The sequence below is a fragment of the Pseudomonas sp. NBRC 111131 genome, from assembly GCF_001320525.1.
Classification (GTDB): domain Bacteria; phylum Pseudomonadota; class Gammaproteobacteria; order Pseudomonadales; family Pseudomonadaceae; genus Aquipseudomonas; species Aquipseudomonas ceruminis.
This window is the reverse complement of record NZ_BCBH01000003.1, coordinates 139,488-164,776: the sequence shown is the minus strand read 5'-3', so window position 1 is coordinate 164,776 and position 25,289 is coordinate 139,488. Positions and strand designations below refer to the sequence as shown.

At 62.0% G+C, this 25,289-nt stretch carries 23 protein-coding genes; 6 read left to right on the top strand and 17 right to left on the bottom strand.

Annotation, left to right across the window (positions count from 1 at the left end):
• Window positions 1-34 precede the first annotated feature (34 nt).
• From APH34_RS04465 to APH34_RS04455, 3 genes are all read left to right on the top strand, one after another.
• On the top strand, window positions 35-3,220 hold the full coding sequence (locus APH34_RS04465; protein WP_054899973.1) for an efflux RND transporter permease subunit: 3,186 nt from the start codon (window positions 35-37) through the stop codon (window positions 3,218-3,220).
• Between the two features lie 13 nt (window positions 3,221-3,233).
• Window positions 3,234-4,712 (top strand): efflux transporter outer membrane subunit, encoded by a 1,479-nt coding sequence (locus APH34_RS04460; protein WP_054899972.1) that lies wholly within the window; start codon window positions 3,234-3,236, stop codon window positions 4,710-4,712.
• A gap of 201 nt (window positions 4,713-4,913) precedes the next feature.
• Window positions 4,914-5,645 carry an SDR family NAD(P)-dependent oxidoreductase gene (locus tag APH34_RS04455; RefSeq protein ID WP_054899971.1) on the top strand — a complete coding sequence of 244 codons (732 nt, stop codon included), beginning with the start codon at window positions 4,914-4,916 and terminating at the stop codon, window positions 5,643-5,645.
• A 56-nt stretch (window positions 5,646-5,701) separates the two neighbouring features.
• On the opposite strand, the gene APH34_RS04450 is transcribed toward APH34_RS04455, so the two are convergent.
• Complete coding sequence (locus tag APH34_RS04450) at window positions 5,702-6,466, bottom strand: ABC transporter substrate-binding protein (RefSeq protein WP_054899970.1); 765 nt, start codon at window positions 6,464-6,466, stop codon at window positions 5,702-5,704.
• 125 nt (window positions 6,467-6,591) lie between these two features.
• Between APH34_RS04450 and dnaX the strand changes: the two genes are divergently transcribed.
• From dnaX to recR, 3 genes are all read left to right on the top strand, one after another.
• Complete coding sequence (gene dnaX, locus APH34_RS04445) at window positions 6,592-8,628, top strand: DNA polymerase III subunit gamma/tau (RefSeq protein WP_054899969.1); 2,037 nt, start codon at window positions 6,592-6,594, stop codon at window positions 8,626-8,628.
• A 64-nt stretch (window positions 8,629-8,692) separates the two neighbouring features.
• Window positions 8,693-9,028: a YbaB/EbfC family nucleoid-associated protein gene (locus APH34_RS04440; protein WP_054899968.1), complete on the top strand. Its 336-nt coding sequence runs from the start codon at window positions 8,693-8,695 to the stop codon at window positions 9,026-9,028.
• Between the two features lie 88 nt (window positions 9,029-9,116).
• Window positions 9,117-9,719, top strand: a complete 603-nt coding sequence (recR, locus tag APH34_RS04435; RefSeq protein WP_054899967.1) for a recombination mediator RecR — start codon at window positions 9,117-9,119, stop codon at window positions 9,717-9,719.
• Between the two features lie 21 nt (window positions 9,720-9,740).
• Here the strand turns inward: recR and APH34_RS04430 are convergent, their stop codons facing one another.
• From APH34_RS04430 to ccoN (APH34_RS04355), 16 genes are all read right to left on the bottom strand, one after another.
• Window positions 9,741-10,289, bottom strand: a complete 549-nt coding sequence (locus APH34_RS04430; RefSeq protein WP_054899966.1) for an adenine phosphoribosyltransferase — start codon at window positions 10,287-10,289, stop codon at window positions 9,741-9,743.
• Between the two features lie 55 nt (window positions 10,290-10,344).
• Entirely contained in the window at window positions 10,345-11,079 is a 735-nt protein-coding gene (gene fnrA / locus APH34_RS04425) for a Crp/Fnr family transcriptional regulator FnrA (protein WP_054899965.1), read from the bottom strand.
• A gap of 185 nt (window positions 11,080-11,264) precedes the next feature.
• Complete coding sequence (gene hemN, locus APH34_RS04420) at window positions 11,265-12,647, bottom strand: oxygen-independent coproporphyrinogen III oxidase (RefSeq protein ID WP_054899964.1); 1,383 nt, start codon at window positions 12,645-12,647, stop codon at window positions 11,265-11,267.
• Window positions 12,648-12,750: 103 nt separating this feature from the next.
• Window positions 12,751-13,434, bottom strand: coding sequence for a sulfite exporter TauE/SafE family protein (locus APH34_RS04415; RefSeq protein WP_054899963.1), 684 nt, complete (start codon window positions 13,432-13,434; stop codon window positions 12,751-12,753).
• Window positions 13,427-13,654 (bottom strand): cbb3-type cytochrome oxidase assembly protein CcoS, encoded by a 228-nt coding sequence (gene ccoS, locus APH34_RS04410; protein WP_054899962.1) that lies wholly within the window; start codon window positions 13,652-13,654, stop codon window positions 13,427-13,429. Before ccoS ends, APH34_RS04415 begins: the two co-directional genes overlap by 8 nt.
• The gene (locus APH34_RS04405; protein ID WP_054899961.1) at window positions 13,636-16,107 is read right to left on the bottom strand and encodes a heavy metal translocating P-type ATPase; all 2,472 of its coding nucleotides are present in this window, start codon (window positions 16,105-16,107) and stop codon (window positions 13,636-13,638) included. The genes ccoS and APH34_RS04405 overlap by 19 nt, the downstream gene beginning before the upstream one ends.
• Before the next feature lie 141 nt (window positions 16,108-16,248).
• Window positions 16,249-16,776, bottom strand: coding sequence for a FixH family protein (locus APH34_RS04400; protein ID WP_054899960.1), 528 nt, complete (start codon window positions 16,774-16,776; stop codon window positions 16,249-16,251).
• A 15-nt stretch (window positions 16,777-16,791) separates the two neighbouring features.
• Complete coding sequence (ccoG, locus tag APH34_RS04395) at window positions 16,792-18,207, bottom strand: cytochrome c oxidase accessory protein CcoG (RefSeq protein WP_054899959.1); 1,416 nt, start codon at window positions 18,205-18,207, stop codon at window positions 16,792-16,794.
• A 304-nt stretch (window positions 18,208-18,511) separates the two neighbouring features.
• The gene (ccoP, locus tag APH34_RS04390) at window positions 18,512-19,492 is read right to left on the bottom strand and encodes a cytochrome-c oxidase, cbb3-type subunit III (protein ID WP_054899958.1); all 981 of its coding nucleotides are present in this window, start codon (window positions 19,490-19,492) and stop codon (window positions 18,512-18,514) included.
• Window positions 19,489-19,686, bottom strand: a complete 198-nt coding sequence (locus APH34_RS04385; protein ID WP_043273373.1) for a CcoQ/FixQ family Cbb3-type cytochrome c oxidase assembly chaperone — start codon at window positions 19,684-19,686, stop codon at window positions 19,489-19,491. Before APH34_RS04385 ends, ccoP (APH34_RS04390) begins: the two co-directional genes overlap by 4 nt.
• Window positions 19,687-19,691: 5 nt before the next feature.
• Window positions 19,692-20,300 (bottom strand): cytochrome-c oxidase, cbb3-type subunit II, encoded by a 609-nt coding sequence (gene ccoO / locus APH34_RS04380; protein ID WP_054899957.1) that lies wholly within the window; start codon window positions 20,298-20,300, stop codon window positions 19,692-19,694.
• Window positions 20,300-21,742, bottom strand: coding sequence for a cytochrome-c oxidase, cbb3-type subunit I (ccoN, locus tag APH34_RS04375; protein ID WP_054899956.1), 1,443 nt, complete (start codon window positions 21,740-21,742; stop codon window positions 20,300-20,302). The genes ccoO (APH34_RS04380) and ccoN (APH34_RS04375) overlap by 1 nt, the downstream gene beginning before the upstream one ends.
• Window positions 21,743-22,089: 347 nt before the next feature.
• Window positions 22,090-23,025: a cytochrome-c oxidase, cbb3-type subunit III gene (ccoP, locus tag APH34_RS04370; protein WP_054899955.1), complete on the bottom strand. Its 936-nt coding sequence runs from the start codon at window positions 23,023-23,025 to the stop codon at window positions 22,090-22,092.
• Window positions 23,022-23,225 carry a cbb3-type cytochrome c oxidase subunit 3 gene (locus APH34_RS04365; RefSeq protein ID WP_054899954.1) on the bottom strand — a complete coding sequence of 68 codons (204 nt, stop codon included), beginning with the start codon at window positions 23,223-23,225 and terminating at the stop codon, window positions 23,022-23,024. The genes ccoP (APH34_RS04370) and APH34_RS04365 overlap by 4 nt, the downstream gene beginning before the upstream one ends.
• A 5-nt stretch (window positions 23,226-23,230) precedes the next feature.
• Window positions 23,231-23,839, bottom strand: coding sequence for a cytochrome-c oxidase, cbb3-type subunit II (gene ccoO, locus APH34_RS04360; RefSeq protein ID WP_054900114.1), 609 nt, complete (start codon window positions 23,837-23,839; stop codon window positions 23,231-23,233).
• Window positions 23,840-23,852: 13 nt separating this feature from the next.
• Complete coding sequence (gene ccoN / locus APH34_RS04355; protein ID WP_054899953.1) at window positions 23,853-25,277, bottom strand: cytochrome-c oxidase, cbb3-type subunit I; 1,425 nt, start codon at window positions 25,275-25,277, stop codon at window positions 23,853-23,855.
• Between the last annotated feature and the right edge of the window lie 12 nt (window positions 25,278-25,289).

The following is a 25,289-nucleotide window of genomic DNA, read 5'->3' as shown; positions in this document are numbered from 1 at the left end:
CTGAAAGTAGTAGCGCTCACTCAAAGAGTCACTCATGAACATATCCAAGTTCTTCATTGATCGTCCGATCTTTGCGGGCGTACTTTCCGTGGTGATCCTGCTTGCAGGGTTGATCGCAATATTTCGATTGCCGATTGCCGAGTACCCGGAAGTCGTCCCACCTTCGGTCACGGTCAGTGTGCAGTACCCCGGGGCGAACCCAAAGGTCATTGCCGAAACCGTTGCCGCGCCGCTGGAGGAAAAGATCAACGGCGTTGAAAATATGCTGTATATGCAGTCCCAGGCAAACAGTGATGGCAACCTGACTATAACCGTAACGTTTGCGTTAGGAACCGACCCTGACTTGGCGACCCAGTTGGTTCAGAACCGCGTCAACCAAGCATTGCCACGGTTGCCCGAAGAGGTTCAACGACTGGGTGTCACTACCCTCAAAAGCTCTTCTGCACTGGTGCTGTTCCTGCACCTGGTATCGCCGAATGATCGGTACGATACAACGTACTTGAGAAACTACGGTGTACGGAACGTCAAAACACGATTTGAGCGAATATCCGGTGTTGGCCGTGTCGACATGTGGGGGTCGGGGGACTACGCAATGCGCGTATGGCTCGACCCGCAGAAGGTCGCACAGCGAAACCTCACCGCCACTGAGATTGTCACCTCCATCCAGGAGCAGAACATCCAGGTTGCCGCAGGAGCCGTCGGTGCTGCGCCTTCTTCGCCAGGTACTGCGGTCCAGTTGACAATCAATGCCCAGGGGCGCCTGAAGACGGTCGACGAGTTCCGTGACATCGTTCTTAAAACAGGCCCAAACGGTGCAGTGACTCATCTGCGAGATGTCGCCAGGGTGGAGCTTTCTGCGGCTGAATACGGTTTACGTGCGCTGCTGGACAACAAGCCCGCCGTGTCCCTTGCCGTCTACCAATTGCCTGGCGCTAACGCACTTGAGATCTCCGATCAAATCCGCGCAACACTCAAGGAGCTCAGCGCTGACTTCCCTCCTGGCCTGGACTACAGGCTGATCTACGACCCTACGCGCTTCGTGAAGTCGAGCATTCAGGCGGTTATAGAAACACTGCTCGAAGCCATCGCACTGGTGGTTGTGGTCGTCATTGTGTTCCTCCAGTCATGGCGTACAGCGATCATCCCTTTGCTGGCCGTACCGGTATCAATCGTGGGTACCTTCGCGCTTTTGCTGGCCTTCGGTTTCTCGATCAATGCCCTGTCGCTTTTCGGAATGGTGCTCGCTATTGGTATCGTCGTCGACGATGCCATCGTTGTGGTCGAAAACGTGGAAAGGAATATCGCCGGGGGACTGACGCCCAGAGCGGCCACGTACAAAGCCATGCAGGAGGTCAGCGGCCCTATCATTGCAATCGCTCTCACGTTGGTCGCAGTGTTTGTGCCATTGGCATTCATGAGCGGCCTCACGGGGCAGTTCTACCAGCAGTTTGCGATGACCATTGCGATTTCGACGGTGATCTCAGCCTTTAACTCGCTCACCCTGTCCCCAGCCCTCAGTGCACTGCTTTTGCGTAGCCACGGTGCAAAGCAGGATGCGTTGACTCGAGGGATGAACAACGTACTGGGCGGCTTTTTTCGAGTATTCAACAAGGCTTTCAGTCGCGGTTCGGAGCACTACTCGAAGGGTGTAACAGGCGTACTTAAACGCAAAGGCAGCATGCTGCTCGTTTATGTGGGGCTTCTGGGGCTCACCGTGGTCGTGGGCAATAGTGTGCCCGCAGGCTTCCTTCCGATGCAGGACAAGGAATACTTGGTCACCATCGCCCAGCTCCCCAATGGCGCCTCTCTTGACCGCACGGAAGAAGTGATTCGCCAGATGAGCGAAATCGTCATGCAGCAGCCGGGCGCAGCTCATGCAGTCGGGTTCCCTGGAATGTCCGTCAACGGATTCATGAACAGTTCCAGCGCAGGGATCGTCTTCGTCCCCCTCAAACCCCTTAGCGAGCGTACCGGCAAAGATGAGTCGGCCGCGGCCATCGTCGAGTCCCTCAACCAGAAGTTCGCCCTTATCAAAGGTGCCTACGTTGCAGCCTTTCCACCGCCGCCAATACTCGGCCTGGGCACACTGGGCGGCTTCAAGATGCAACTGGAGGACCAGGGTAGCCTGGGGTACGAGGCGCTCAACGACGCCGCTCAAGCATTCGTGGCCAAGGCGGCGGTTACCCCCGAGCTTGGTGGCTCACTGACCAACTATCAAATCAACTTCCCCCAGTTGAACGTTGAATTGGACCGAGTGAAAGCCAAGCAGCTGGGCGTGTCGGTTACCGATGTGTTCAAGACCATGCAGGTATACCTTGGCTCCTTGTACGTGAATGACTTCAATAGTTTTGGCCGGGTGTACCAGGTACGTGTGCAGGCCGACGCACCGTTTCGTCAGCGCGCGGATGACATTCTTCAGCTGAAAACCAGAAACGACCGTGGAGAAATGGTGCCTTTGTCTTCTCTGGTTCGCATCACCCCGACCTATGGGCCGGACATGGTGGTGCGATACAACGGCTATACAGCGGCAGATATCAACGGCGGCCCTGCGCCAGGCTATTCGTCCGGCCAGGCCCAGGTAGCAGCAGAACGCATTGCAGCCGAGGTATTGCCGCAAGGGGTAAAATTCGAGTGGACTGACCTGACTTACCAGAAGGTGTTGGCAGGTAACGCCGGTATGTGGGTATTCCCAATCAGCGTGCTGCTCGTATTCCTCGTGCTGGCCGCACTCTACGAAAGCCTGACACTGCCTTTGGCAGTCATCCTGATCGTCCCGATGAGCATACTGTGCGCACTTACAGGGGTATGGCTCACGCAGGGGGACAACAACATCTTTACCCAGATCGGGTTGATGGTCCTGGTCGCCCTGGCATCGAAGAACGCCATTTTGATAGTCGAGTTCGCCAGAGAGCTGGAGCACGACGGTTATACGCCGTTGGAGGCCGCCATTGAAGCGAGCCGCCTGCGCCTGCGGCCGATTCTCATGACATCGATCGCCTTCATCATGGGGGTGGTTCCCCTGGTATTTTCCTCTGGCGCCGGCTCAGAAATGCGCCAGGCCATGGGCGTCTCGGTTTTCTTCGGCATGTTGGGCGTAACCCTGTTCGGCCTTGTCCTGACACCTGTCTTCTATGTGGTCCTGCGCACGTTGGCAGGCGGCAAAGTACATGTGGCTCAGAAAGACGCACCTCACCTGACAACGCAAGCATTGGACGCATGATCGGAGCCACGCAATGAGCCAACTACCCCAACTGTGCAGTTCAAGGCTGCTAATTGCCTCAGCGGTGCTAACGCTGCTGACAGCCTGCTCTGTGGAGCCGACATACACCCGTCCTGATGTGCCGACTCCGCAGGCCTTCAAGGAGGCCTCGGCGACCCGCAAGCAGGCACCGAGCGTCAACCGCAGCGCTTGGAAAAACGCTGAACCGGCGGAGGCCGAACACCGAGGGCAATGGTGGTTGGCGTTTGGCGATCCGGTGCTGAACGACCTTGAGCGGCAAGCCGCAGAGGCTAACCAGAACCTTAGGGCGGCTGCCGCACGGGTCCGGCAATCGAGAGCATTGACCCAGTCAGCCCGAGCGGGGTGGTTCCCGTCCATCGATGCAGGGTTTGGTGCTACGCGTGAACGCAGCTCTCCAGCCTCACAGTCGTTGTCCGACGATGCACGTGGGTCGGCGCAGACGCTTTGGCGGGCGCAGGCGACCGCTTCCTATGAGGTAGACCTGTTCGGCAGGGTGGATTCACACGTGAATGTCGCGCTGGCTGATCAAGCCCAGAACGAGGCGCTTTATCATTCTGTGCTGCTAACCCTGCAGGCTGACGTGGCCAAGCAATATTTCGAACTGCGTGAGTATGACAATCAACTTCGATTGTTTCGGCGCACAGTCACCTTGCGTGAAAACACCCTGAAGTTGGTAGAGGGGCGGTTCAAGGAAGGCGACATAAACGAACTTGACTTGTCCCGGGCGCGCAACGAGTTAGCGAGCGCGAGGGCGAACTCGGTAGGGGTGGCACGGCTTCGGGCAACGTCAGAGCACAGCCTTGCGGTGTTGCTGGGTAAAGCGCCTGCCGACTTCAAATTCCCTGAGTCGCCGATAGAGCCCATCGCGACTCAGGTGCCTGTCGGACTACCATCAGCTCTGCTAGAACGCCGTCCCGATATTGCCGCTGCCGAAAAAGCCATGGCGGCGGCCAATGCCCAGATCGGGCTGGCAAGGTCAGCATTCTTCCCGCGGCTTGATCTGAATGCCGCCGCCGGATTCGAGGCGTCGTCACTGGGAAATCTGTTCGACTGGTCAACGCGGTCTTTTCTATTAGGACCACTTACCGGAACTGCCCTGACCTTGCCACTCTTTGATGGTGGTCGCAGAAAAGCAGGCCTTGCCTCTGCGCGGGCTCGATACGACGAGCAGGTTGCCAAGTATCGGGAACAGGTACTGGTGGCATTCAGAGAGGTAGAGGACAACCTCGCGGATCTGAGGTTACTCAGTGATCAGAAGCGTAACCAACGCGAAGCGGTTGCAGCGTCAATACGTACAGAACGCCTTTCCAGGACTCAGTATGAAGAGGGGCAGATCAGCTATCTGGACGTTATCGATGCTCAGCGTCAGGTCTTGCAAACCGAGCTGCAACTGAGCCGTCTGACCGGCACGCAGGCCATTGCCACAGTGAACCTGGTCAGAGCGTTGGGAGGCGGGTGGGACCGGCCCTGATATTGCCTCCGGCGGGCCGTTGGCGGCCATGCACGGGCATTGCCATCCTGTGACGGGTAACGAGGGAAATATGTCGTTTCCGCCACAGGTCGTCCGACTTAGAGTTAACAGCCATGACGCCTCCGACACGTGAGGTTCGTCGCCTTCTTGACCTAGATCGCTGAGTCGTCCACCCGAAACTTTTACCAGGTAAATGCAGGTATGAGCGAAAAGACACTGCTGTTGACCGGTGCCAGTCGTGGCATTGGCCATGCCACCGTCAAACACTTCCACGCCGCTGGGTGGAGGATCTTCACCGCGTCTCGCCAGGATTGGGTCGCTGAATGCCCGTGGGCCGAGGGTTTGCTCAACCACTTTCATCTTGATCTGGAGGATATCGACAGCGTCAACGACAGCCTGGCAGTCATCAAAGCTAAACTGGGTGGGCGCCTGGATGCATTGGTAAACAATGCCGGGATTTCACCCAAGGGGCCTGAGGGGGCGCGCCTTGGTGTACTGCAGTCCGACTATGCAACCTGGATCAAGGTCTTCAATGTCAACCTGTTTTCCACGGCCCTGCTTGCCCGCGGACTGTTTGAGGAGTTGAGCGCTGCAAAAGGCAGCATCATCAACGTGACCTCTATTGCCGGGTCCCGGGTGCACCCGTTTGCAGGTGTTGCCTATTCCACATCCAAATCTGCACTGTGCGCCCTGACTCGCGAAATGGCCTTTGATTTTGGCCGGCAGGGCATAAGGGTCAACGCGATCGCCCCTGGGGAAATCGAAACCTCGATACTGTCCGAAGGCACTGCGGATATCGTCGAGCGTCTGGTGCCGATGAGCCGGCTGGGCAAACCTGAAGAAGTTGCTTCGCTCGTCTACTTCCTTTGCACAAGCGGTGCTTCTTATGTAAATGGCGCGGAAATTCATGTTAACGGTGGTCAGCATGTCTGACTCCGCACCCTGTCGACACCTCTTTGATTGTCCTACATCTCAAGGCGGGACCCCGATCAAGGCTTCACCCCCGAAACCTCACCTGAATAAACCGCAGCCCCATAGCGCCGCGTGATTCGCTCGATCTCCCCTGATTCCTTCATGCGTACCAATGCCCGCAACACCCCTTGGGTCGGCACCGACGGATCATTTCGCACCATGCACCCCAGCGCCTGCTGTTCCAGCACCGCCAGCACTTGCAGCCGCTGGCCAGTGGGTAACCGCTGGTTAAACCACTGCAGCGACAGCTCGTTGCTCACCGCATGCCGATAGCGCCCAATCTGCAGCTTCTGCAGCGCCAGCTCCTGGCTGCGGCTGTCTTCACGGCGTAATTGCCCACGCTCGAACAGAGGGTCCAGCGTGGTGTAGGTGTAACCCAGTACCGTACCAATGGCCTGCAGCGGCAGTTGCTCCGGGCGGGTAGGTTGGTCGTTCGGCTGCCCGACCAGTACATCCCGCAGGCGAAACAGCGGTATGCTCCAGGCAAACCGCCCCGGCCGATCGTTGAACCACTGGGGGCTCACATAACAGCGCACATCGACGTCGCCGTCATCCATGGCCTGCTGCAGGCGCAGGCGGGGCAGCACATGGTATTCGGCGCGGGCGCCGACTTCGCGGGCCATGGCTTGCATCAGGTCGAACAGCAGCCCTTCAACCGGCTGCTCGTCCGCCACGCGCATCAGCGGCATGCTCCAGCTCTCGGCAACGGAAAACCGCAGCACGGGCTGGTCGGCCAGGCTCTGGGTGTTGCACAGCATCAGCAGGGCCAGCAGTCTTCGCAAGGCTCATTCTCCCTGAACGGCATGCGCCAGTTCCTTAGCTTAGCCGAACCTTGCAGGGTGCAATTTTGCCCCCGCTCCGCTAGCATTAGCGATCTTCCGCTCGATCAGGCTGCGATGGTTTTTCGATGAGTTATCAGGTTCTTGCACGTAAATGGCGTCCGCGCTCGTTCCGCGAAATGGTCGGCCAGGCCCATGTGCTCAAGGCCTTGATCAATGCCTTGGACAACCAGCGCCTGCACCATGCCTACCTGTTCACTGGTACGCGCGGCGTGGGCAAGACCACCATTGCCCGGATCATCGCCAAATGCCTCAACTGTGAGACGGGCATTACCTCCACGCCCTGCGGTACGTGTTCGGTGTGCCGGGAGATCGACGAGGGCCGCTTCGTCGACCTGATCGAGATCGACGCTGCCAGCCGGACCAAGGTAGAGGACACCCGCGAGCTGCTCGATAACGTGCAGTACGCACCGAGCCGCGGGCGCTTCAAGGTTTACCTGATCGACGAAGTGCACATGCTGTCCACGCACTCGTTCAACGCCTTGCTCAAGACGCTGGAAGAGCCACCGCCCTACGTCAAGTTCATCCTCGCCACCACCGACCCGCAGAAGCTGCCGGCCACCATCCTGTCGCGTTGCCTGCAGTTCTCGCTGAAGAACATGAGCCCGGAGCGTGTGGTCGAGCACCTGAGCCATGTATTGACGGCCGAAAACGTGCCGTTCGAACCCGACGCGCTGTGGCTGCTCGGTCGCGCTGCCGATGGGTCGATGCGCGATGCCATGAGCCTGACTGACCAGGCTATTGCCTTTGGCGAAGGCAAAGTGATGGCCGCCGACGTGCGGGCCATGCTCGGCAGCCTCGATCACGGCCAGGTCTATGGGGTGCTGCAAGCGTTGCTGGAGGGCGATGCGCGGGCGTTGCTCGAGGCCGTGCGCAACCTTGCCGAGCAAGGGCCAGACTGGAGTGGCGTACTGGCCGAGATGCTCAATGTGCTGCACCGTGTGGCTATCGCCCAGGCATTGCCTGATGCGGTGGACAATGGCCAGGGCGACCGCGACCGGGTATTGGCGCTGGCGTCCGCCCTGCCGGCCGAAGATGTACAGTTCTACTACCAGATGGGGCTGATCGGCCGCCGCGACCTGCCATTGGCACCGGACCCGCGGGGCGGCTTCGAGATGGTCCTGCTGCGCATGCTGGCGTTCCGCCCGGCCGATACCGACGATGCGCCGAAGCCGGTGCTAAAGCCGGTGGGGATCAGCCAGGCCACAGCTGATCCTGCAAACCCGGTGGCAGCGCCAGCGGCGGTCGCTGAAGCGCCGGTTGTTGCTGCCGTGCCGCCGGTCGCCGTGGCAGCCGTTGCTCCGGCGGAGGTTGTCGCAGAGGCCGAAGCGGCGGTCGAGGCTGTTCCAGAGCCAGAGCCAGAGCCAGAGCCAGCAGAACCTGCGCCGGAAGCGGTTGCTGAAGTAGTCGACCTGCCGTGGGAAGAGCCCATTACTGAGCCCGCGCCCGCCACTGCGCAGCCCGACCCTGCACCGGTGCCACAAGCTGCCGAACCTGCCCACGACGAGCCACCGTTCGATCCGTCCGCCTACTCCCCGGCGGGCATGGACCGTGACGATGAGCCGCCGATGGATGAGGACTACTACATCGGTGACAGCGATCCGGTGGGCTTCAGCTACCTGGACGAACTGGCCGAGCACGTGCAGGAAGAACCGCCCGTCGCCGCGCCCGAGCCCTTGCCTGCCGCGAAGCCTGCCACTGGCCTGGCCCTGCAATGGCTGGAATTATTCCCACAGTTGCCTGTGTCCGGTATGACAGGCAACATCGCTGCAAACTGTACGTTGATGGCTGCAGACGGTGACGACTGGCTGCTGCACCTGGACCCGGGCCAGGGCGCGCTGTTCAACGCCACCCAGCAACGCCGCCTGAACGAAGCGCTCAACCAGCACCTGGGGCGCACGCTGAACCTGCGGATCGAGCTGATCCTCCCCGAACAGGAAACCCCGGCCCAGGCGGCAGCACGCAAGCGTGCCGAGCGTCAGCAGGACGCAGTGGCCTCGATTGAGCAGGATCCGTTGATCCAGCAAATGATCAAGCAGTTCGGTGCTACGGTGCGGCAGGATACTATTGAACCTGTAGAGGCCCTGGTCAGCCAGGGACAGTAATGCATAACCATGCGGCCGGCCCTTTGCCAGGCCGCATCACATGACCCAATCGAGGTATACCCCCATGATGAAAGGTGGCATGGCCGGCCTGATGAAGCAGGCCCAGCAGATGCAGGAAAAGATGGCCAAGATGCAGGAAGAGCTGGCCAACGCTGAAGTAACCGGCCAAGCCGGTGGCGGCCTGGTGAGCGTGGTGATGACAGGTCGTCACGACGTCAAGCGCGTCAGCATCGATCAAAGCCTGATGTCGACCGACGAAGACGACAAGGAAGTGCTCGAGGACCTGATCGCTGCGGCCCTTAACGACGCTGTTCGCAAGGTCGAGCAGAACAGCCAGGACAAGATGGGCAGCATGACCGCCGGCATGCAACTGCCGCCGGGCTTCAAAATGCCGTTCTGATCGATCCTTTGCTTCAAATGGGGAGTAACGGCCGCGTGGTCGTTGCTCCCTTGTTCATTCTGTTTCCCGAACTGGCAGGCCTGCACACATGAGCTTCAGCCCCTTGATCCGTCAACTGATCGACGCCTTGCGCACCCTCCCGGGTGTCGGTCAGAAAACCGCCCAGCGCATGGCTCTGCAACTGCTAGAGCGTGACCGCAGTGGCGGCCTGCGCCTGGCCCAGGCGCTCAGCCAGGCCATGGAGGGGGTTGGGCACTGCCGTCAGTGCCGTACCCTGACCGAGCAGGAGCTGTGCCCGCAGTGCGCCGACCCGCGGCGTGACGACACTCAGCTGTGCGTGGTGGAAGGGCCGATGGACGTGTACGCGGTGGAACAGACCGGCTACCGAGGCCGCTACTTCGTGCTCAAGGGGCATCTGTCGCCGCTGGATGGCCTAGGGCCTGAGGCAATCGGAGTACCGCAACTGATGGCGCGGATTGACGAACAAGGCAGCTTTACCGAGGTGATCCTGGCAACCAACCCGACGGTGGAAGGGGAGGCGACGGCCCATTACATCGCTCAGTTACTGGCGCAGAAGGGCTTGGCCGCCTCGCGGATCGCCCACGGTGTACCGTTGGGTGGCGAGTTGGAGCTGGTCGATGGCGGCACCCTGGCGCATGCCTTCGCCGGGCGCAGGCCGATTTCCCTCTGATCCTGCGCCCCTGGAGCTGACTCAGTACTCGCTGAGCGAGAATTCGGTCAGGCAGAAGGTCGGCACCCCCGCCGCACGCAGCCGGCGTGAGCCGTCCAGCTCTGGCAAATCGATGATCGACGCCGCCTCGAAGACCTGGGCACCGGTGCGGCGCACCAGGTTGACCGCTGCCAGCAACGTGCCGCCCGTCGCAATCAGGTCATCGAAGATCAGCACCGAATCACCGTCGCACAGGCTGTCGGCATGCACTTCCAGGAAGGCTTCGCCGTATTCGGTCTGGTAACCCTCCGACAGCACATCGGCCGGCAGCTTGCCCTGTTTGCGGAACAGGATCAGCGGCTTGTTCAGCTGGTGAGCGATGATCGAGCCGATCAGGAACCCGCGTGCATCCATGGCGCCGATGTGGCTGAACTCAGCTTCGACATACCGCTCGATGAACTGGTCGGCGACGTAGCGCAGCCCGCGCGGCGACTGGAACAGCGGGGTGATATCGCGAAAGATCACGCCCGGTTTGGGGAAGTCCGCTACCGGGCGAATCAGGGCTTTGAGGTCGAAGGCGTCGCTGTGCATGTGGCGAGTAATCCTGGGGAAACGAATGCGCCAGTATACCTTTTCGCGCAGGCTTTCAGGCCTCCAACGCACCACCGGCCAGTGCGCACAGCTGGATGGGGTCCAGGATGTGCACTTCCTTGCCCTCGGCGCGGATCAGCCCGTTCTGTTGGAAGCGGGTGAAGACCCGTGACACGGTTTCAACCGCCAGGCCCAGGTAGTTGCCGATCTCGTTGCGCGACATGCTCAAGCGGAACTGGTTGGCCGAATAGCCGCGGGCGCGGAAGCGTGCAGATAGATTGACGAGGAACGTCGCAATGCGTTCGTCGGCGGTTTTCTTCGACAGCAGCAGCATCATTTGCTGGTCATCGCGGATCTCACGGCTCATGACCCGCATCAGTTGGCGGCGCAGTTGCGGCAACTGCACCGACAGCTCGTCGAGGCGCTCGAAGGGGATTTCGCACACCGACGTGGTCTCCTGGGCCTGTGCCGATACCGGGTAGGCCTCAGTGTCCATGCCCGACAGGCCCACCAGTTCGCTGGGCAGGTGGAAGCCGGTGATCTGCTCCTCGCCGCTGTCGCTCAGGCTGAAGGTCTTGAGGGCGCCGGAGCGTACCGCGTAAACCGAGCCGAAATTGTCACCCTGGCGGAACAGGAACTCGCCTTTTTTCAGCGGCCGTCCACGTTTGACGATTTCATCCAGTGCATCCATGTCTTCCAGGTTGAGCGAAAGAGGCAGGCACAGGGGGGCCAGGCTGCAATCCTTGCAATGGGCCTGGTTGTGTGGGCGCAGTTTGACTGGCTCGGACATTTGAATCGATCCTTGTGGGAAAGCACACATAAGACGTAAGGGTAACCTACGGCATAGGGTGTAGGCCAGCGTCGCTAGGGTGGTGCGAGCTGGCCGGCCCTCAGCTAAAGGCTGCCGGGGGGCTGTTCTGGCCCATAGTGTGCCCGACAAGGACGCTTGTCCATGCGGTTTATCGACGTGCTCAGCTAGATGACACGCGAGAAGCGCTGGCGGTTGTGCATCGCCAGGTAGGCGTCGAACACCATGCACACTGAACGGGCCAGGAGGCGGCCGGCCGGCAGAATACGTATGCCCTGGTCGTCGAGCCTGATCAGGCCATCGCGCTGCATGGTCTGCAACTGTGGCCACAGGTCGTTGAAGTAACCGCGAAAATCAAGGGTGAAGGCTTCCTCGATGGGCTCGAAATCCAGCTCGAAATGGCAGATCAGCTGCTGGATCACTGCCCGTCGCAGGCGGTCGTCGTGGTTACACAGTAGGCCGCGCTGGGTTGCCAGTTGGGCGCTGGAGAGTGCGTCCTGATAGGTGTTCAGGTCGCTGCTGTTCTGGCAGTACAGGTCGCCGATCTGGCTGATGGCCGATACCCCTAGGCCAATCAGGTCGCAGTGGCCATGGGTGGTGTAACCCTGGAAGTTGCGTTGCAGGGTGCCTTCTTCCTGGGCGATGGCCAGCTCGTCATCGGGCAGGGCGAAATGGTCCATGCCGATGTAGCGGTAGCCGGCGCCCGTCAGCTGCTCGATGGTTGCGCGGAGCATGTCCAGTTTGGCGGCCGGGCCCGGCAGCTCGCTGGTGTCGATGCGCCGTTGCGGCATGAAGCGTTCGGGCAGGTGGGCGTAGTTGAACACCGACAGGCGGTCCGGTTGCAGGCGGATCACTTCTTCTACAGTGCGGGCGAAACCTTCTGGCGTCTGTTTGGGCAAGCCGTAGATCAGGTCCAGGTTGACCGAGCGGAATTGCAAGGTGCGCGCCGCTTCGATCAGGGTGCGGGTCTGCTCCAGGCTCTGCAGGCGGTTGACCGCACGTTGCACCGCCGGGTCCAGGTCCTGGACGCCGAGGCTTACGCGGTTGAAGCCCAGTTCGCGCAGCAGGCCCATGGTCGACCAGTCTGCCTCGCGCGGGTCGATTTCGATGCCGTAATCGCCAGAATCGTCGTCCAGCAGGTTGAAGTGCTGGCGCAGGGTGGCCATCAACTGGCGCAATTCCACATGGCTGAGAAAGGTTGGCGTGCCGCCGCCGAAGTGCAGCTGTTCAACACGTTGTTTGGGGTCAAGGTGGCAGGCGATGAGCTGAATTTCCTGCTCCAGGCGCTGCAGGTAAGGCGCGGCGCGGCCACGGTCCTTGGTGATGACCTTGTTGCAAGCGCAGTAGTAGCAGATGTTGGCGCAGAACGGCACGTGCACGTACAAAGACAGCGGACGCACGGCGCGGCGGCTTTCGCGCAGGGCGTGGAGCAGGTCGAACGAGCCCACTTCGCTGTGCAGTTGCACAGCGGTGGGGTAGGAGGTGTAGCGTGGGCCGGCCAGATCGTAGCGGCGGATCAGGTCGGCATCCCAGCGTAGATCTTCGAGCATGTGGGCGGTCCCCGGAAAGAGCAGCAGTGCACCGGAGTCTATGGCTGTCTGTAGGAAACTGTGTTGATTTGTATCAAGAGCAGCTTGGGCTGCGCAGCCCCTGTCAATGCCCCATCAACCAGTGCTGGTGAGGCCCAGGCAAGGTCCAGAGCCCGAACAGGATCACCAGCAGGCCACCGGCCATCCGCACGCTGCGCCGTCGCAACAGCGCATTCACGCGCTCTGCCGCCAACCCCGTGGCCAGCAACACCGGCCAGGTGCCCAGCCCGAACGCCAGCATCAGCGCTGCGCTGTACCCCGCATGCCCTTGGCTGGCTGCCCACAGCAAGGTGCTGTAGACCAGCCCGCACGGCAGCCAGCCCCACAGCGCGCCAAGCAGCAGCGCCCGTGGCAGGCTGGAAACCGGCAACAAGCGCGAAGCCACGGGCTGGATGTGCCGCCACAGCCCCCTGCCCAGCGCCTCGATGCGCGTAAGCCCGCTCCACCAGCCCGCCAGATACAACCCCATGGCGATCAACAGCAGGGCGGCTGCCACGCGCAGCGCCAGGGCAGCCGGGCCGCTGGCCACGGCCCAGCCGGCCAGGCCCAGCAGCAGGCCGGCGCAGGCGTAGCTGAGCACTCGCCCCAGGTTGTACGCCAGCAGCAGGCGCACGCGGCGGGCGCGTTGTTCGGGCGGGATGGCCAGGGTCAGCGCGCCCATCAGCCCGCCACACATGCCCAGGCAATGGCCGCCGCCGAGCAGGCCGAGCACCAGTGCCGAGCCGAGCAGGGGCAGTAGGTCAGGCACGGGGCGGTTGTTCCTTGTGTGCGGATGGGGCGTTTTCGGAGCCTGCTTCTTCGTTCTTGACTGCGGCCTGGTGGCGTGGGTCTTGATCATCGAACAGGATGCTGTGGGCAGGGCTGTCCAGGTCGTCGTATTGGCCGCTGTCCACTGCCCAGAAGAAGATGTAGACGGCGACCCCGACAAGCAGCAGGGCGGCCGGGATCATTATATAGAGGGCGGGCATGGCGTCTTCCTTCCGTATGGCGCCAAGCCCGCCGCGGGCTTGCCTGCTTTTACGGGCAGGCGGGTCAGGCGCAAGGCGTTGAGCACCACGATCAGCGAACTGACCGACATGCCGATGGCTGCCCATACCGGGGTGATCCAGCCGAGCGCGGCGAACGGCAACATGAGGCCATTATACAGCGTCGCCCATAGCAGGTTCTCGAGGATGTTGCGGCGGGTGCGACGGGCCAGGTCAAAGGCTTGCACCAGCGCCTGCAGGCGGTTGGACAACAGCACGGCATCGGCGCAGGTCTTGGCCAGGTCGGTAGCGCTACCCATGGCGATGCTGATGTCGGCAGCGGCCAGCACGGGCACGTCATTGACTCCATCGCCAAGCATCAGCACCTTGCGTCCGGCATTTTGCAGCGCCTTGAGCCTGTCCAGCTTATCGTCCGGACGCAGGCCGCCGATCGCCTGGTCGATACCCAGTTGTGCGGCCACTTCGGCGACCATCGGCGAACTGTCGCCCGACAGCAGCAGGGTGCGCCAGCCACGTGCCTTGCAGGCTGCGAGCAGGGCAGGCGCGTCTTCGCGCAGGCGGTCGTCCAGGCCGAACCAGGCCAATGGGCCTTGGCGGTCGCCCAGCAACAGCCACTGGCCGCGCGGCTCCGGCACGCCGGGGGTTGGCGTGCCGCTGAGGGCGCAGACGAACGTAGCCTGGCCAATGCGCAGGCGCTGGCCATCGACCACACCTTCCAGGCCCAGCCCAGGGATTGTCTGCACGTCTTCTGCGGGCGCGGCCGCGCGGCCGAAGGCACGCGCAATCGGGTGTTCAGAGCGGTTCTCGAGTGCGGCAGCCAGCGCCAGGCAACGGTCGGCGGGCAGGGCTCCGACCTGGCGGATACTGCGCAGAGCCAAGCGGCCCTCTGTGAGGGTGCCGGTCTTGTCGAAAATGACCGTGTCGATCTGGTTCAGGCCCTCCAGCACATGACCGCGGGTGACCAACAGGCCTAGCTTGTGCAGGGTGCCCGTGGCGGCGGTCAGGGCGGTGGGGGTGGCCAGCGACAAGGCGCAAGGGCAGGTCGCCACCAACATTGCCAGGACGATCCAGAACGCCCGTGTCGGGTCCAGGTGCCACCACCACAGGCCAATGACCAGCGCCGCCAGCAGGCTGAACAACAGGAACCATTGCGATGCCCGGTCGGCGATTTCCGCCAGGCGCGGCTTCTCGGTCTGGGCGCGCTCCAGCAGACGGACGATGGCCGACAGGCGCGAATCATGGCCCAGCGCCTCGACCTGCACATGCAGGGTACTTTCCACGTTCAGTGTGCCGCCGGTCACGCGTTCGCCAACCCGGCGCGGCTGGGGCAGGTATTCACCGGTCAGCAACGATTCGTCGACGCTGGAGCGCCCTTCGACAATGCGCCCATCGGCCGGGATGACTGCGCCGGGCAGCACCTGTACGGTGTCGCCGCATTGCAGTTCGCCAAGCAGGATGCGTTCGACCTGGCCTAGGGCCCCCAGGCGCAGGCACGAGGCGGGCAGCAGGTTGACCAGTTGCGCGGTGGCCGCCGCGGTGCGCTCACGTGCGCGGCGCTCCAGGTAACGACCCGTGAGCAGAAACAGCGCGAACATGCCCACGGTGTCGAAATACAGCTCGCCACTGCCAGTGACTGCAGTCCAGATGCCCGCGCCGAAGGCCAATGCGATGGCCAGCGAAACCGACACGTCCATTGTCAGGTGGCGGGTACGCAGATCACGTGCGGCGCCCTTGAAGAACGGCGCGCAGCTGTAGAACACAATAGGAATGGTCAGAAACAGCGCCACCCAGCGCAGAATGGTGTGCAGCTCAGGCGACAGGTCGATGTTGAATTCCGGCCAGGTGGCCATGGTCGCCATCATGGCCTGGAACCACAGCAGCCCCGCCACCCCGAGGCGGCGCAAGGCACTGCGGTTCTCGCGGGCCAATTGTTCGGCGGCCTGGTCAGGCTGATACGGGTGGGCGGCATAGCCTATCTGCCGTAACTCGGCCAGCAGCCTGGACAGCGGCAGTTGGTTGTCGTGCCAACTGAGCAGCAGCCGGTGGTTGGACAGGTTCAGGCGCGCGTCGGCCACGCCGGGCAGGTTACGCAGGTGCTTTTCGATCAGCCAGCCACAAGCCGCGCAGCTGATACCTTCGACCAGCAGAGTGGCCTCGGCCAGCGCGCCGGCATGGTGGACGAAGGTTTGCTGCACGTCGCTGCGGTCGTAGAGGGCCAGCTCGTCCTGCAACTGTCTGGGCAGGGCCTCAGGGTTGGCGCTGCTGTCACTGCGGTGCTGGTAGTAATGCGCCAGGCCGCCGGCCACGATGGCTTCGGCCACCGCCTGGCAACCGGGGCAGCAAAACTGCCGGGGCTCGCCAAGGACCACGGCGGTGAAGCGGCTGCCGGCGGGGACGGGCAGGGCGCAGTGGTAGCAGGGGATGGGCTGGGTCATAAGGCGAGCACGCATGGGCTGAGAGGAACGGGTCCTGTGGGAGCGGGCTTGTCCCGCGACGGGGTCAATTCAGGCAACACCCTATGTTGGTCTGGCCCCTTAGCGCGGCAAGCCGCTCCCACAGGTACGAAGGTGATGCGGCTATTGGTGCTCGGCACCTTGCAGCGCTTCATCACCCAACTGCAAGGCCACGCCATGCTCGACCTTCTCCTCTTCGAACAGCCGCCACACTTGCCCCTGCTGGCTGCCCAGCAATTCGACGAAACGCCGCCCCTCGACCTTGTCGTCCAATTGGCCGACATACCGCCCCGCTTCGGCACGGCTCAGTTGCACCTTGCGATCCTTGTCCGGCTGGGTCGGCGAAATCAGGTTCAACTCCAGGGTTTGCGGGTCGCTGTTGCCGGTCAGGCGCAGGTCCACTTCGCCGGTCAGTTCATCAAGGTGCACGCTGGCCTTGAGGTTGAGGGTCTGGGCGAGCAGTTCGCGGTCGAGCGAACGGTTGATCCCCTTGCCGGCCTCGTAGTAGTTGTCGTTGACCAGGTTGTCCGGGTTGCGCACAGCAATGCTGACCATGGTCAGGCTCAGGCATACCGAGGTGGTCAGGATGCCGATGATGATCCAGGGCCAGAGGTGCTTGTACCAGGGGCTGGTGGCGGTGGCGGCAGTCATTGTGGGTGTTCTCTCTCAGCGGATCTGTGGGCCGATGAAGCGGCTCTTGGCTTCTACCTCGGCAGCGCTGTCGTCGGCGCTCTTGAGGATGAAGGTGATTTCGTTGGTGGTCGAGGGCAGTTTCTCCGGCGCGACCGACAGCTGTACCGGCAGGCTGACGATATCGCCGGCGGCCACGCGGATTTCGCGCTGGCCTTCCAGGCGCAGGTCCGGCAGGCCGGCGGCGTCGAGCACATAGACATGGTCGCGCTGGTCCTTGTTCATCACCTTGAGGCTGTAGACGTTCTCGATCCGGCCCTGGGCATTCTCGCGGTACAGCACTCGGTCCTTGCTCACGTCGAAACCGACCAACGAGCGGGTGGCGAAGGCGGTGACAAGGGCGCCGATCATGACCAGCAGGACCAGTGCATAGCCGATCAGGCGTGGGCGCAGCATGTGGGTTTTCTGCCCGGACAGGTTGTGCTCGGTGGTATAGCTGATCAACCCTTTGGGGTAGTTCATCTTGTCCATGATGCTGTCGCAGGCGTCGATGCAGGCAGCGCAGCCGATGCATTCGATCTGCAGGCCGTCGCGGATGTCGATGCCGGTGGGGCAGACCTGCACACACATGGTGCAGTCGATACAGTCGCCCAGGCCCTTGGCCTTGTAGTCGAGGTCTTTCTTGCGCGGGCCACGGGTTTCGCCGCGGCGCGGGTCGTAGGACACGATCAGGGTGTCCTTGTCGAACATCACGCTCTGGAAGCGCGCATAGGGGCACATGTACACGCACACCTGCTCACGCAGCCAGCCGGCGTTGCCGTAAGTGGCCAGGGTAAAGAAGCCGACCCAGAAGTAGGCCCAGCCATCGGCCTGGCCAGTGAAGAATTCGATGACCAGTTCGCGGATCGGCGAAAAATAGCCAACGAAGGTCATGCCGGTAACGAAGCCGATCAGTAGCCATAGGCTGTGTTTGACGAACTTGCGCAGGAACTTGTTGCCGCTCATGGGCGCTCGGTCGAGCTTCATGCGCTGGTTGCGGTCGCCTTCGGTGACTTTTTCGCACCACATGAAAATCCAGGTCCACACGCTTTGCGGGCAGGTATAGCCGCACCACACGCGGCCGGCGAACACGGTGATGAAGAACAGGCCAAACGCGGCGACGATGAGGATGCCTGACAGCAGGATGAAGTCTTGTGGCCAGATGGTGGCGCCGAAGATGTAGAACTTGCGCTCTGGCAGGTTCCACCACACGGCCTGATGGCCGCCCCAGTTCAGCCATACGGTGCCGAAGTACAGCAGGAACAGCACAGCCCCACCCACCATCCGCAGCCTGCGGAACAAACCAGTGAACGCGCGGGTGTAGATTTTCTCGCGAGAGGCGTAGAGGTCGACGGAATCCTTCCCTTTGCTGGCAGGCGGGGTGACATCATGTACCGGAATTTGCTTGCTCATCATCAAGTCCCACGGCGGTGGAGAAATGCCGCGGCCAGTGCGTGCCGGCCGCAGTCTCGCGCGTTCTGCACGCGCGCTGCGATCCATGATACGCCGGTGATGGCACGCTGGGGTCGCGCTGCGACCTTTTGTCGCATTGGGTTCGTGGAGTGAATCGTGTTATGGCGGGTGTCAATTGATCCAGGTCAGCAGCGGGTGCATTTGCCGGCCTCTTCGCGGGGCAAGCCCGCTCCCACAGGTGTTGCCCCATGACCTGTGCAGTACTGTGGGAGCGGGCTTGCCCCGCGAAGAGGCCTGGCCTGCCTTACTCAGCCTTTTCAGGCTCCTGCTGCTGATGCGACAGGCTGTACACATAGGCCGCTAGCAGATGCACCTTGTCGTTACCCTGCAGCTGCTCCTGCGCTGGCATCTGCCCCTGGCGCCCGTAGCGGATGGTCTGCTGCAGCTGGGCGAAGCTCGATCCATAGATGAACGCCTGCGGGTGAGTCAGGTTGGGTGCGCCCATGGCCGGCGTACCTTTACCCTCCGGCCCATGGCAGGCCACGCAGTTGGCAGCGAAGATCTTCTGCCCGTTCTCGGCATCGGCCTTGGTGCCTTCAGGCAGGGTACGGCCATCGAGTTTGCTGAGCACGAAGGCCGCGACATCGGCCACGCCTTGCTCACCGATCACTTCCGACCAGGCTGGCATCACGCCATGGCGCCCGCCCATGATGGTGGTCTTGATGGTTTCCGGTTCGCCGCCCCAGCGCCAGTCGTTGTCGGTCAGGTTGGGGAAGCCATAGGCGCCCTTGGCATCGGAACCATGGCACACCGAGCAGTTGGAGGCGAACAGGCGCGCGCCCATCTTCAGGGCTTGCGGGTCCTTGGCCACCTCTTCGATGGGCATGGCGGCAAACTTGGCGAAGATCGGCCCGAAGCGGGCATCGGCCTTGGCCATCTCTTTTTCCCACTCGTGCACACCGGTCCAGCCAGACTGACCGTTGGTGAACTCGGTCTGCTTGTCGTTATCCAGGTACGAATAGCCCGGTAACATGCCTTTCCAGTTGCCCAGCCCCGGGTACAGCACCAGATAGCCCAAGGCGAAGACGATGGTGCCGACGAACAGCCAGAACCACCATTTTGGCAAGGGGTTGTCGTACTCCTCGATGCCATCGAAGGCATGCCCCACGGTTTCGTCGGTCACCTCTTCACGCTGGCCCTTGCGGGTCGACAGCAGCAGCCAGGTCAGGGCGAAGATGGTGCCCAGGGTCAGGACGGTGACGTACAGACTCCAGAAGGTTGTCATTGTTGTTTGCTCCCAGCAGCTTTTGCTTGCGCTTGCTCGACGTGCTTTTTGGCCTCGGGATCATCGGCGAAGGGCAACTGGGTCGCCTCGTCGAACTCCCGCTTGCGCCGTGGGTTGAAGACCCACAGCGCCAGGCCCACGAACGCCACCATCACCACCACGGTGCCCAGGCCGCGAATCATCCCGATATCCATCAGCGTCACCGTTTGCTCTTGATGAGGGTGCCAAGACCCTGCAGGTACGCGACGATGGCGTCCATTTCGGTCTTGCCCTTGACCGCGTCGCGGGCGCCGGCGATGTCGGCGTCGGTGTAGGGCACGCCGAGGGTGCGCAGCACTTGCATTTTCTTCGCGGTGTCTTTGCCGTCGAGCTTGTTTTCCACCAGCCACGGGTAGGACGGCATCTTCGATTCCGGTACCACGTTGCGCGGGTTGTACAGGTGCGCACGGTGCCAGTCGTCGGAGTAGCGCCCACCTACGCGGGCAAGGTCCGGCCCGGTTCGCTTGGAGCCCCACAGGAACGGGTGGTCCCACACGCTTTCACCGGCCACCGAGTAGTGGCCATAGCGCTCGGTCTCGGCGCGGAACGGGCGGATCATCTGCGAGTGGCAGCCCACGCAACCTTCGCGGATGTAGATGTCTCGGCCTTCGAGTTCCAGCGCAGTGCGCGGCTTCATGCCTTCGACAGGTTTGTTGGTTACGTCCTGGAAAAACAGCGGGACGATCTGGGTCAGGCCACCGATGCTGACGGCGATGACCATGAAGAAGGCCAGCAGGCCTATGTTCTTCTCGACGACTTCATGCTTCATCAGTGCGCTCCCACGACGACGATCTTGGCCGCTTCATCTGCTTCCACGGGGTTGGCGGCGCGTACGGTGCGCAACACGTTGTAGGCCATCAGCAGCATGCCGGAGGCGAAGAACGCACCGCCCAGCGCGCGGACGATATAGCCCGGGTGGCTGGCTTGCAGCGCTTCGACGAAGGAATAGGTGAGCGTGCCGTCATCGTTGATGGCGCGCCACATCAGGCCTTGAGTAATGCCGTTGACCCACATCGAGGCGATGTACAGCACGGTGCCGATGGTTGCCAGCCAGAAGTGCGCGTTGATCAGGCCGACGCTGTGCATCTGCACGCGGCCGTACAGGCGAGGGATCATGTGGTACACAGCGCCAATCGAGATCATGGCGACCCAGCCGAGCGCGCCGGCATGCACGTGGCCAATGGTCCAGTCGGTGTAGTGCGACAGTGAGTTCACGGTCTTGATGGCCATCATCGGGCCTTCGAAGGTGGACATGCCATAGAACGCCAGCGAGACGACGAGGAAGCGCAGGATCGGGTCGGTGCGCAGCTTATGCCAGGCACCGGACAAGGTCATCATGCCGTTGATCATGCCGCCCCAGCTTGGCGCCAGGAGGATGATCGACATCACCATGCCCAGCGACTGTGCCCAGTCGGGCAGTGCGGTGTAGTGCAGGTGGTGCGGGCCGGCCCAGATGTAGAGGGTGATCAGCGCCCAGAAGTGAACGATCGACAGGCGATAGGAATAGATCGGCCGTTCGGCCTGCTTGGGCACGAAGTAGTACATCATCCCCAGGAAGCCGGTGGTGAGGAAGAAGCCCACGGCGTTGTGGCCATACCACCACTGGATCATGGCGTCGGTGGCGCCGGAATAGGCCGAGTACGATTTGAACAGGCTCACCGGCAGCGAGATGTGGTTGACGATGTGCAGCATCGCGGTGACCACGATGAAGGCACCGTAGAACCAGTTGCCGACGTAGATGTGCTTGGTCTTGCGTTTGACGATGGTGCCGAAGAACACCAGTGCGTAGGTGACCCAGACGATGGCCAGCAGGATCGCGATCGGCCATTCCAGCTCCGCGTATTCCTTGGTGGTGGTGTAGCCCATCGGCAGGGTGATCAATGCCCCGAGGATCACCGCCTGCCAGCCCCAGAAGGTGAAGGCGGCCATGCTGTCGGAGATCAGCCGGGTCTGGCAGGTTCGCTGCACCACGTAGTAGCTGGTGCCGAACAATGCACAGCCGCCGAAGGCGAAGATGACCAAGTTGGTATGCAGTGGGCGCAAGCGGCCGAAGCTGGTCCAGGGCAGGTCCAGGTTCAGTTGCGGCCACACCAGCTGCGAGGCGATGAAGACGCCGAGGCCCATGCCAAGGATCCCCCAGACCACCGTCATGATGGCGAACTGGCGGACGACCTTATAGTTATAAGCAGTCGGACTGATTGCAGTGCTCATTCTAAGGTTCCACGGTTTTGGAGTTCTTGTTGGTTGAAAAATCGGCGCCAGTATCGATAACCACCAGGGTTATGGCAACGCAGGCGTCCTGCGCCGACCCGTGTCCGGGCCCTTTTGCCGGTGTCCCGCAGCAATAGGGTTTGGGCGATTGTACACAAATAAATATTTGTAATGTGTACCGTTTTTCGTCTTTTTCTGATCGAACGGTCAAACTTTTTGCGGGCGGCGTCAGGCTATGCGCCGCGTCTGCTTCGCTGGACTGGCAGCGAAGCCCACTGAGGCAACAAGCTTAGTTCTGTTCGGAGGGGGTGCAAGGAGGGGTGGGGCCGCGCAGCGGCCCCGGGGTGTTACTCGGCCGTTACGGTTTCAGCGCTTTGCGACAGGCTATAGACATAGGCCGCCAGCAGGTGGACCTTGTCATTGCCCTGAATGTCCGCCTGGGCCGGCATCTGCCCTTGGCGGCCGTAGCGAATGGTCTGCTGCAGCTGGGCAAAACTCGAGCCGTAGATGAACGCCTGCGGATGGTTGAGGTTGGGCGCCCCCATGGCGGGTGTGCCATTGCCCTCAGGCCCGTGGCAGGCCACGCAGTTGCCGGCGAAGATCTCCTTGCCTTTGGCCACGTCGGCTTTGACCCCTTCGGGCAGGCTGCGTCCGTCGAGGTTGGTCAGTACATAGGCCGCGACGTCCGCCACGCCTTGCTCGCCAATTACCTCGGCCCACGCGGGCATCACACCGTGGCGGCCATTCATGATCGACGCCTTGATGGTCTCGGGGTCGCCGCCCCAACGCCAGTCGTTGTCGGTCAGGTTGGGGAAGCCGTAGGCGCCCTTGGCGTCGGAGCCGTGGCATACCGAGCAGTTGGAAGCGAACAGGCGGCTGCCCATCTTCAATGCCTGAGGGTCCTTGGCCACCTCCTCGACTGGCATGGCGGCGTACTTGGCGAAGATCGGGCCGAACTTGGCGTCAGCCTTGTCCATTTCCTTCTGCCACTCGTTGGCGCCGGTCCAGCCGTTTTCGTAGCCGGGCAGGATGCCTTTCCAGTTGCCCAGGCCCGGGTAAAGGATCAGGTAGCCCACCGAGAACACCAAGGTGCCGACGAACAGCCAGAACCACCACTTGGGCAATGGGTTGTCGTACTCCTCGATGCCATCGAAGCTGTGGCCCATGGTCTGGTCGGTGGTGCTGTTGCTCTGGCCCTTGCGGGTCGACAGCAGCAGCCAGGTCAGGCCGATCAGGCTGCCGATGGTCAGTACGCTGATGTAGGTACTCCAGAAGGTAGTCATTGACTTACGTTCCTCAAAACGGGCCTCTTGGCAGTGTCCTGCCCGGCAGGGGGCAGGCGGTCGTCGACGAAGGGCAGCAGGCGCGCTTCGGCGAAATCACGGTCGCGGCGGCGGTTGAACACCCAGAGCGAGAGGCCGATGAAGGCGATCATCACTACCAGGGTGCCCAGGCCGCGGATCATGCCGATGTCCAGTTCCATCGCACTTACCTCTTGTTCTTGATCGCGGTGCCGAGCACCTGCAGGTAGGCCACCAGGGCGTCCATCTCGGTCTTGCCCTTGACCGCGTCGCGGGCACCGGCAATGTCCTCGTCGGTGTAGGGCACGCCAAGGGTGCGCAAGGTGCGCATCTTGATGTCGGTGTGGCTGTTGTCGACCTGCTGGGCCACCAGCCACGGGTAGGACGGCATCTTCGACTCCGGTACCACGTTGCGCGGGTTGTACAGGTGCGCACGGTGCCAGTCGTCGGAGTAACGCCCACCTACCCGGGCAAGGTCCGGCCCGGTGCGTTTGGACCCCCACAGGAACGGGTGGTCCCACACGCTTTCACCGGCCACGGAGTAGTGGCCATAGCGCTCGGTCTCGGCGCGGAACGGACGGATCATCTGTGAGTGGCAACCCACGCAGCCTTCGCGGATGTAGATGTCACGGCCTTCCAGTTGCAGCGCGGTGTAAGGCTTCATGCCTTCGACCGGCTTGTTGGTCACGTCCTGGAAGAACAGCGGGACGATCTGCGTCAGGCCGCCGATGCTGACGGCAAACACCATCAGCAGGGCCAGCAGGCCGACGTTTTTCTCGATGACTTCATGTTTCATCAGGCAGGTCTCCTCAGGCCAGTTGCGCGTTGGCAGGGGCGGCATCGATGGCCGGGGCACGCACGGTGCGCCAGGTGTTCCAGGCCATCAGGAACATGCCACTGAGGAAGATCGCACCACCAACGAAGCGCACGATGAAGCCAGGGTGGCTGGCTACCAGGGTTTCCACGAACGAGTAGGTGAGCGTGCCGTCACTGTTGACCGCGCGCCACATCAGGCCCTGGGCGATGCCGTTGACCCACATCGAGGCGATGTACAGTACGGTGCCGATGGTCGCCAGCCAGAAGTGCGCGTTGATCAGGCCCAGGCTGTACATGCGCTCTTGGCCGAACACTTTCGGGATGGTGTGGTACAGCGCGCCGATGGAGATCATCGCCACCCAGCCGAGGGCGCCGGCGTGTACGTGGCCAATGGTCCAGTCGGTGTAGTGGGACAGGGCGTTGACCGTCTTGATGGCCATCATCGGGCCTTCGAACGTGGACATGCCGTAGAACGCCAGCGAGACGACGAGGAAGCGCAGGATCGGGTCGCTGCGCAACTTATGCCAGGCACCGGACAGGGTCATCATGCCGTTGATCATGCCGCCCCAGCTCGGTGCCAGCAGAATCAACGACATCACCATGCCCAGCGACTGTGCCCAGTCGGGCAGCGCGGTGTAGTGCAGGTGGTGCGGGCCGGCCCAGATGTACAGGGTGATCAGTGCCCAGAAGTGGACGATCGACAGCCGATAGGAATACACCGGGCGTTCGGCTTGCTTGGGCACGTAGTAGTACATCATCCCCAGGAAGCCAGCGGTGAGGAAGAAGCCCACCGCGTTGTGGCCGTACCACCACTGCACCATCGCATCGGTAGCCCCGGCGTAGATGGAGTACGACTTGGTCAGGCTGACCGGCAGCTCCAGGTTGTTGACGATGTGCAGCATCGCCACGGTCAGGATGAACGCGCCGAAGAACCAGTTGCCGACATAGATATGCTTGGTGTTGCGTTTCATCAGCGTGCCGAAGAACACGATGGCGTAGCAGACCCAGACGATGGTGATCAGGATGTCGATCGGCCATTCCAGCTCGGCGTATTCCTTGGAGCTGGTGTACCCCAGCGGCAGGCTGATGGCCGCGAGCAGGATCACCAGTTGCCAGCCCCAGAAGGTGAACGCGGCCAACCTCGGTGAAAACAGGGTGGTCTGGCAGGTGCGTTGCACCGAATAATAGGAGGTGGCGAACAGGGCGCAGCCGCCGAAGGCGAAGATCACCGCATTGGTATGCAGGGGTCGCAGGCGGCCGAAGCTGGTCCAGGGGAGGTCGAAGTTCAGGGAAGGCCAGGCGAGCTGGGCGGCGATGAAGACGCCGAGCCCCATCCCGACGATTCCCCACACCACCGTCATGATGGTGAATTGGCGGACCACCTTGTAGTTATAGGCGGTACTGCTGGTTGTGTTCATGTATGGGTTCCC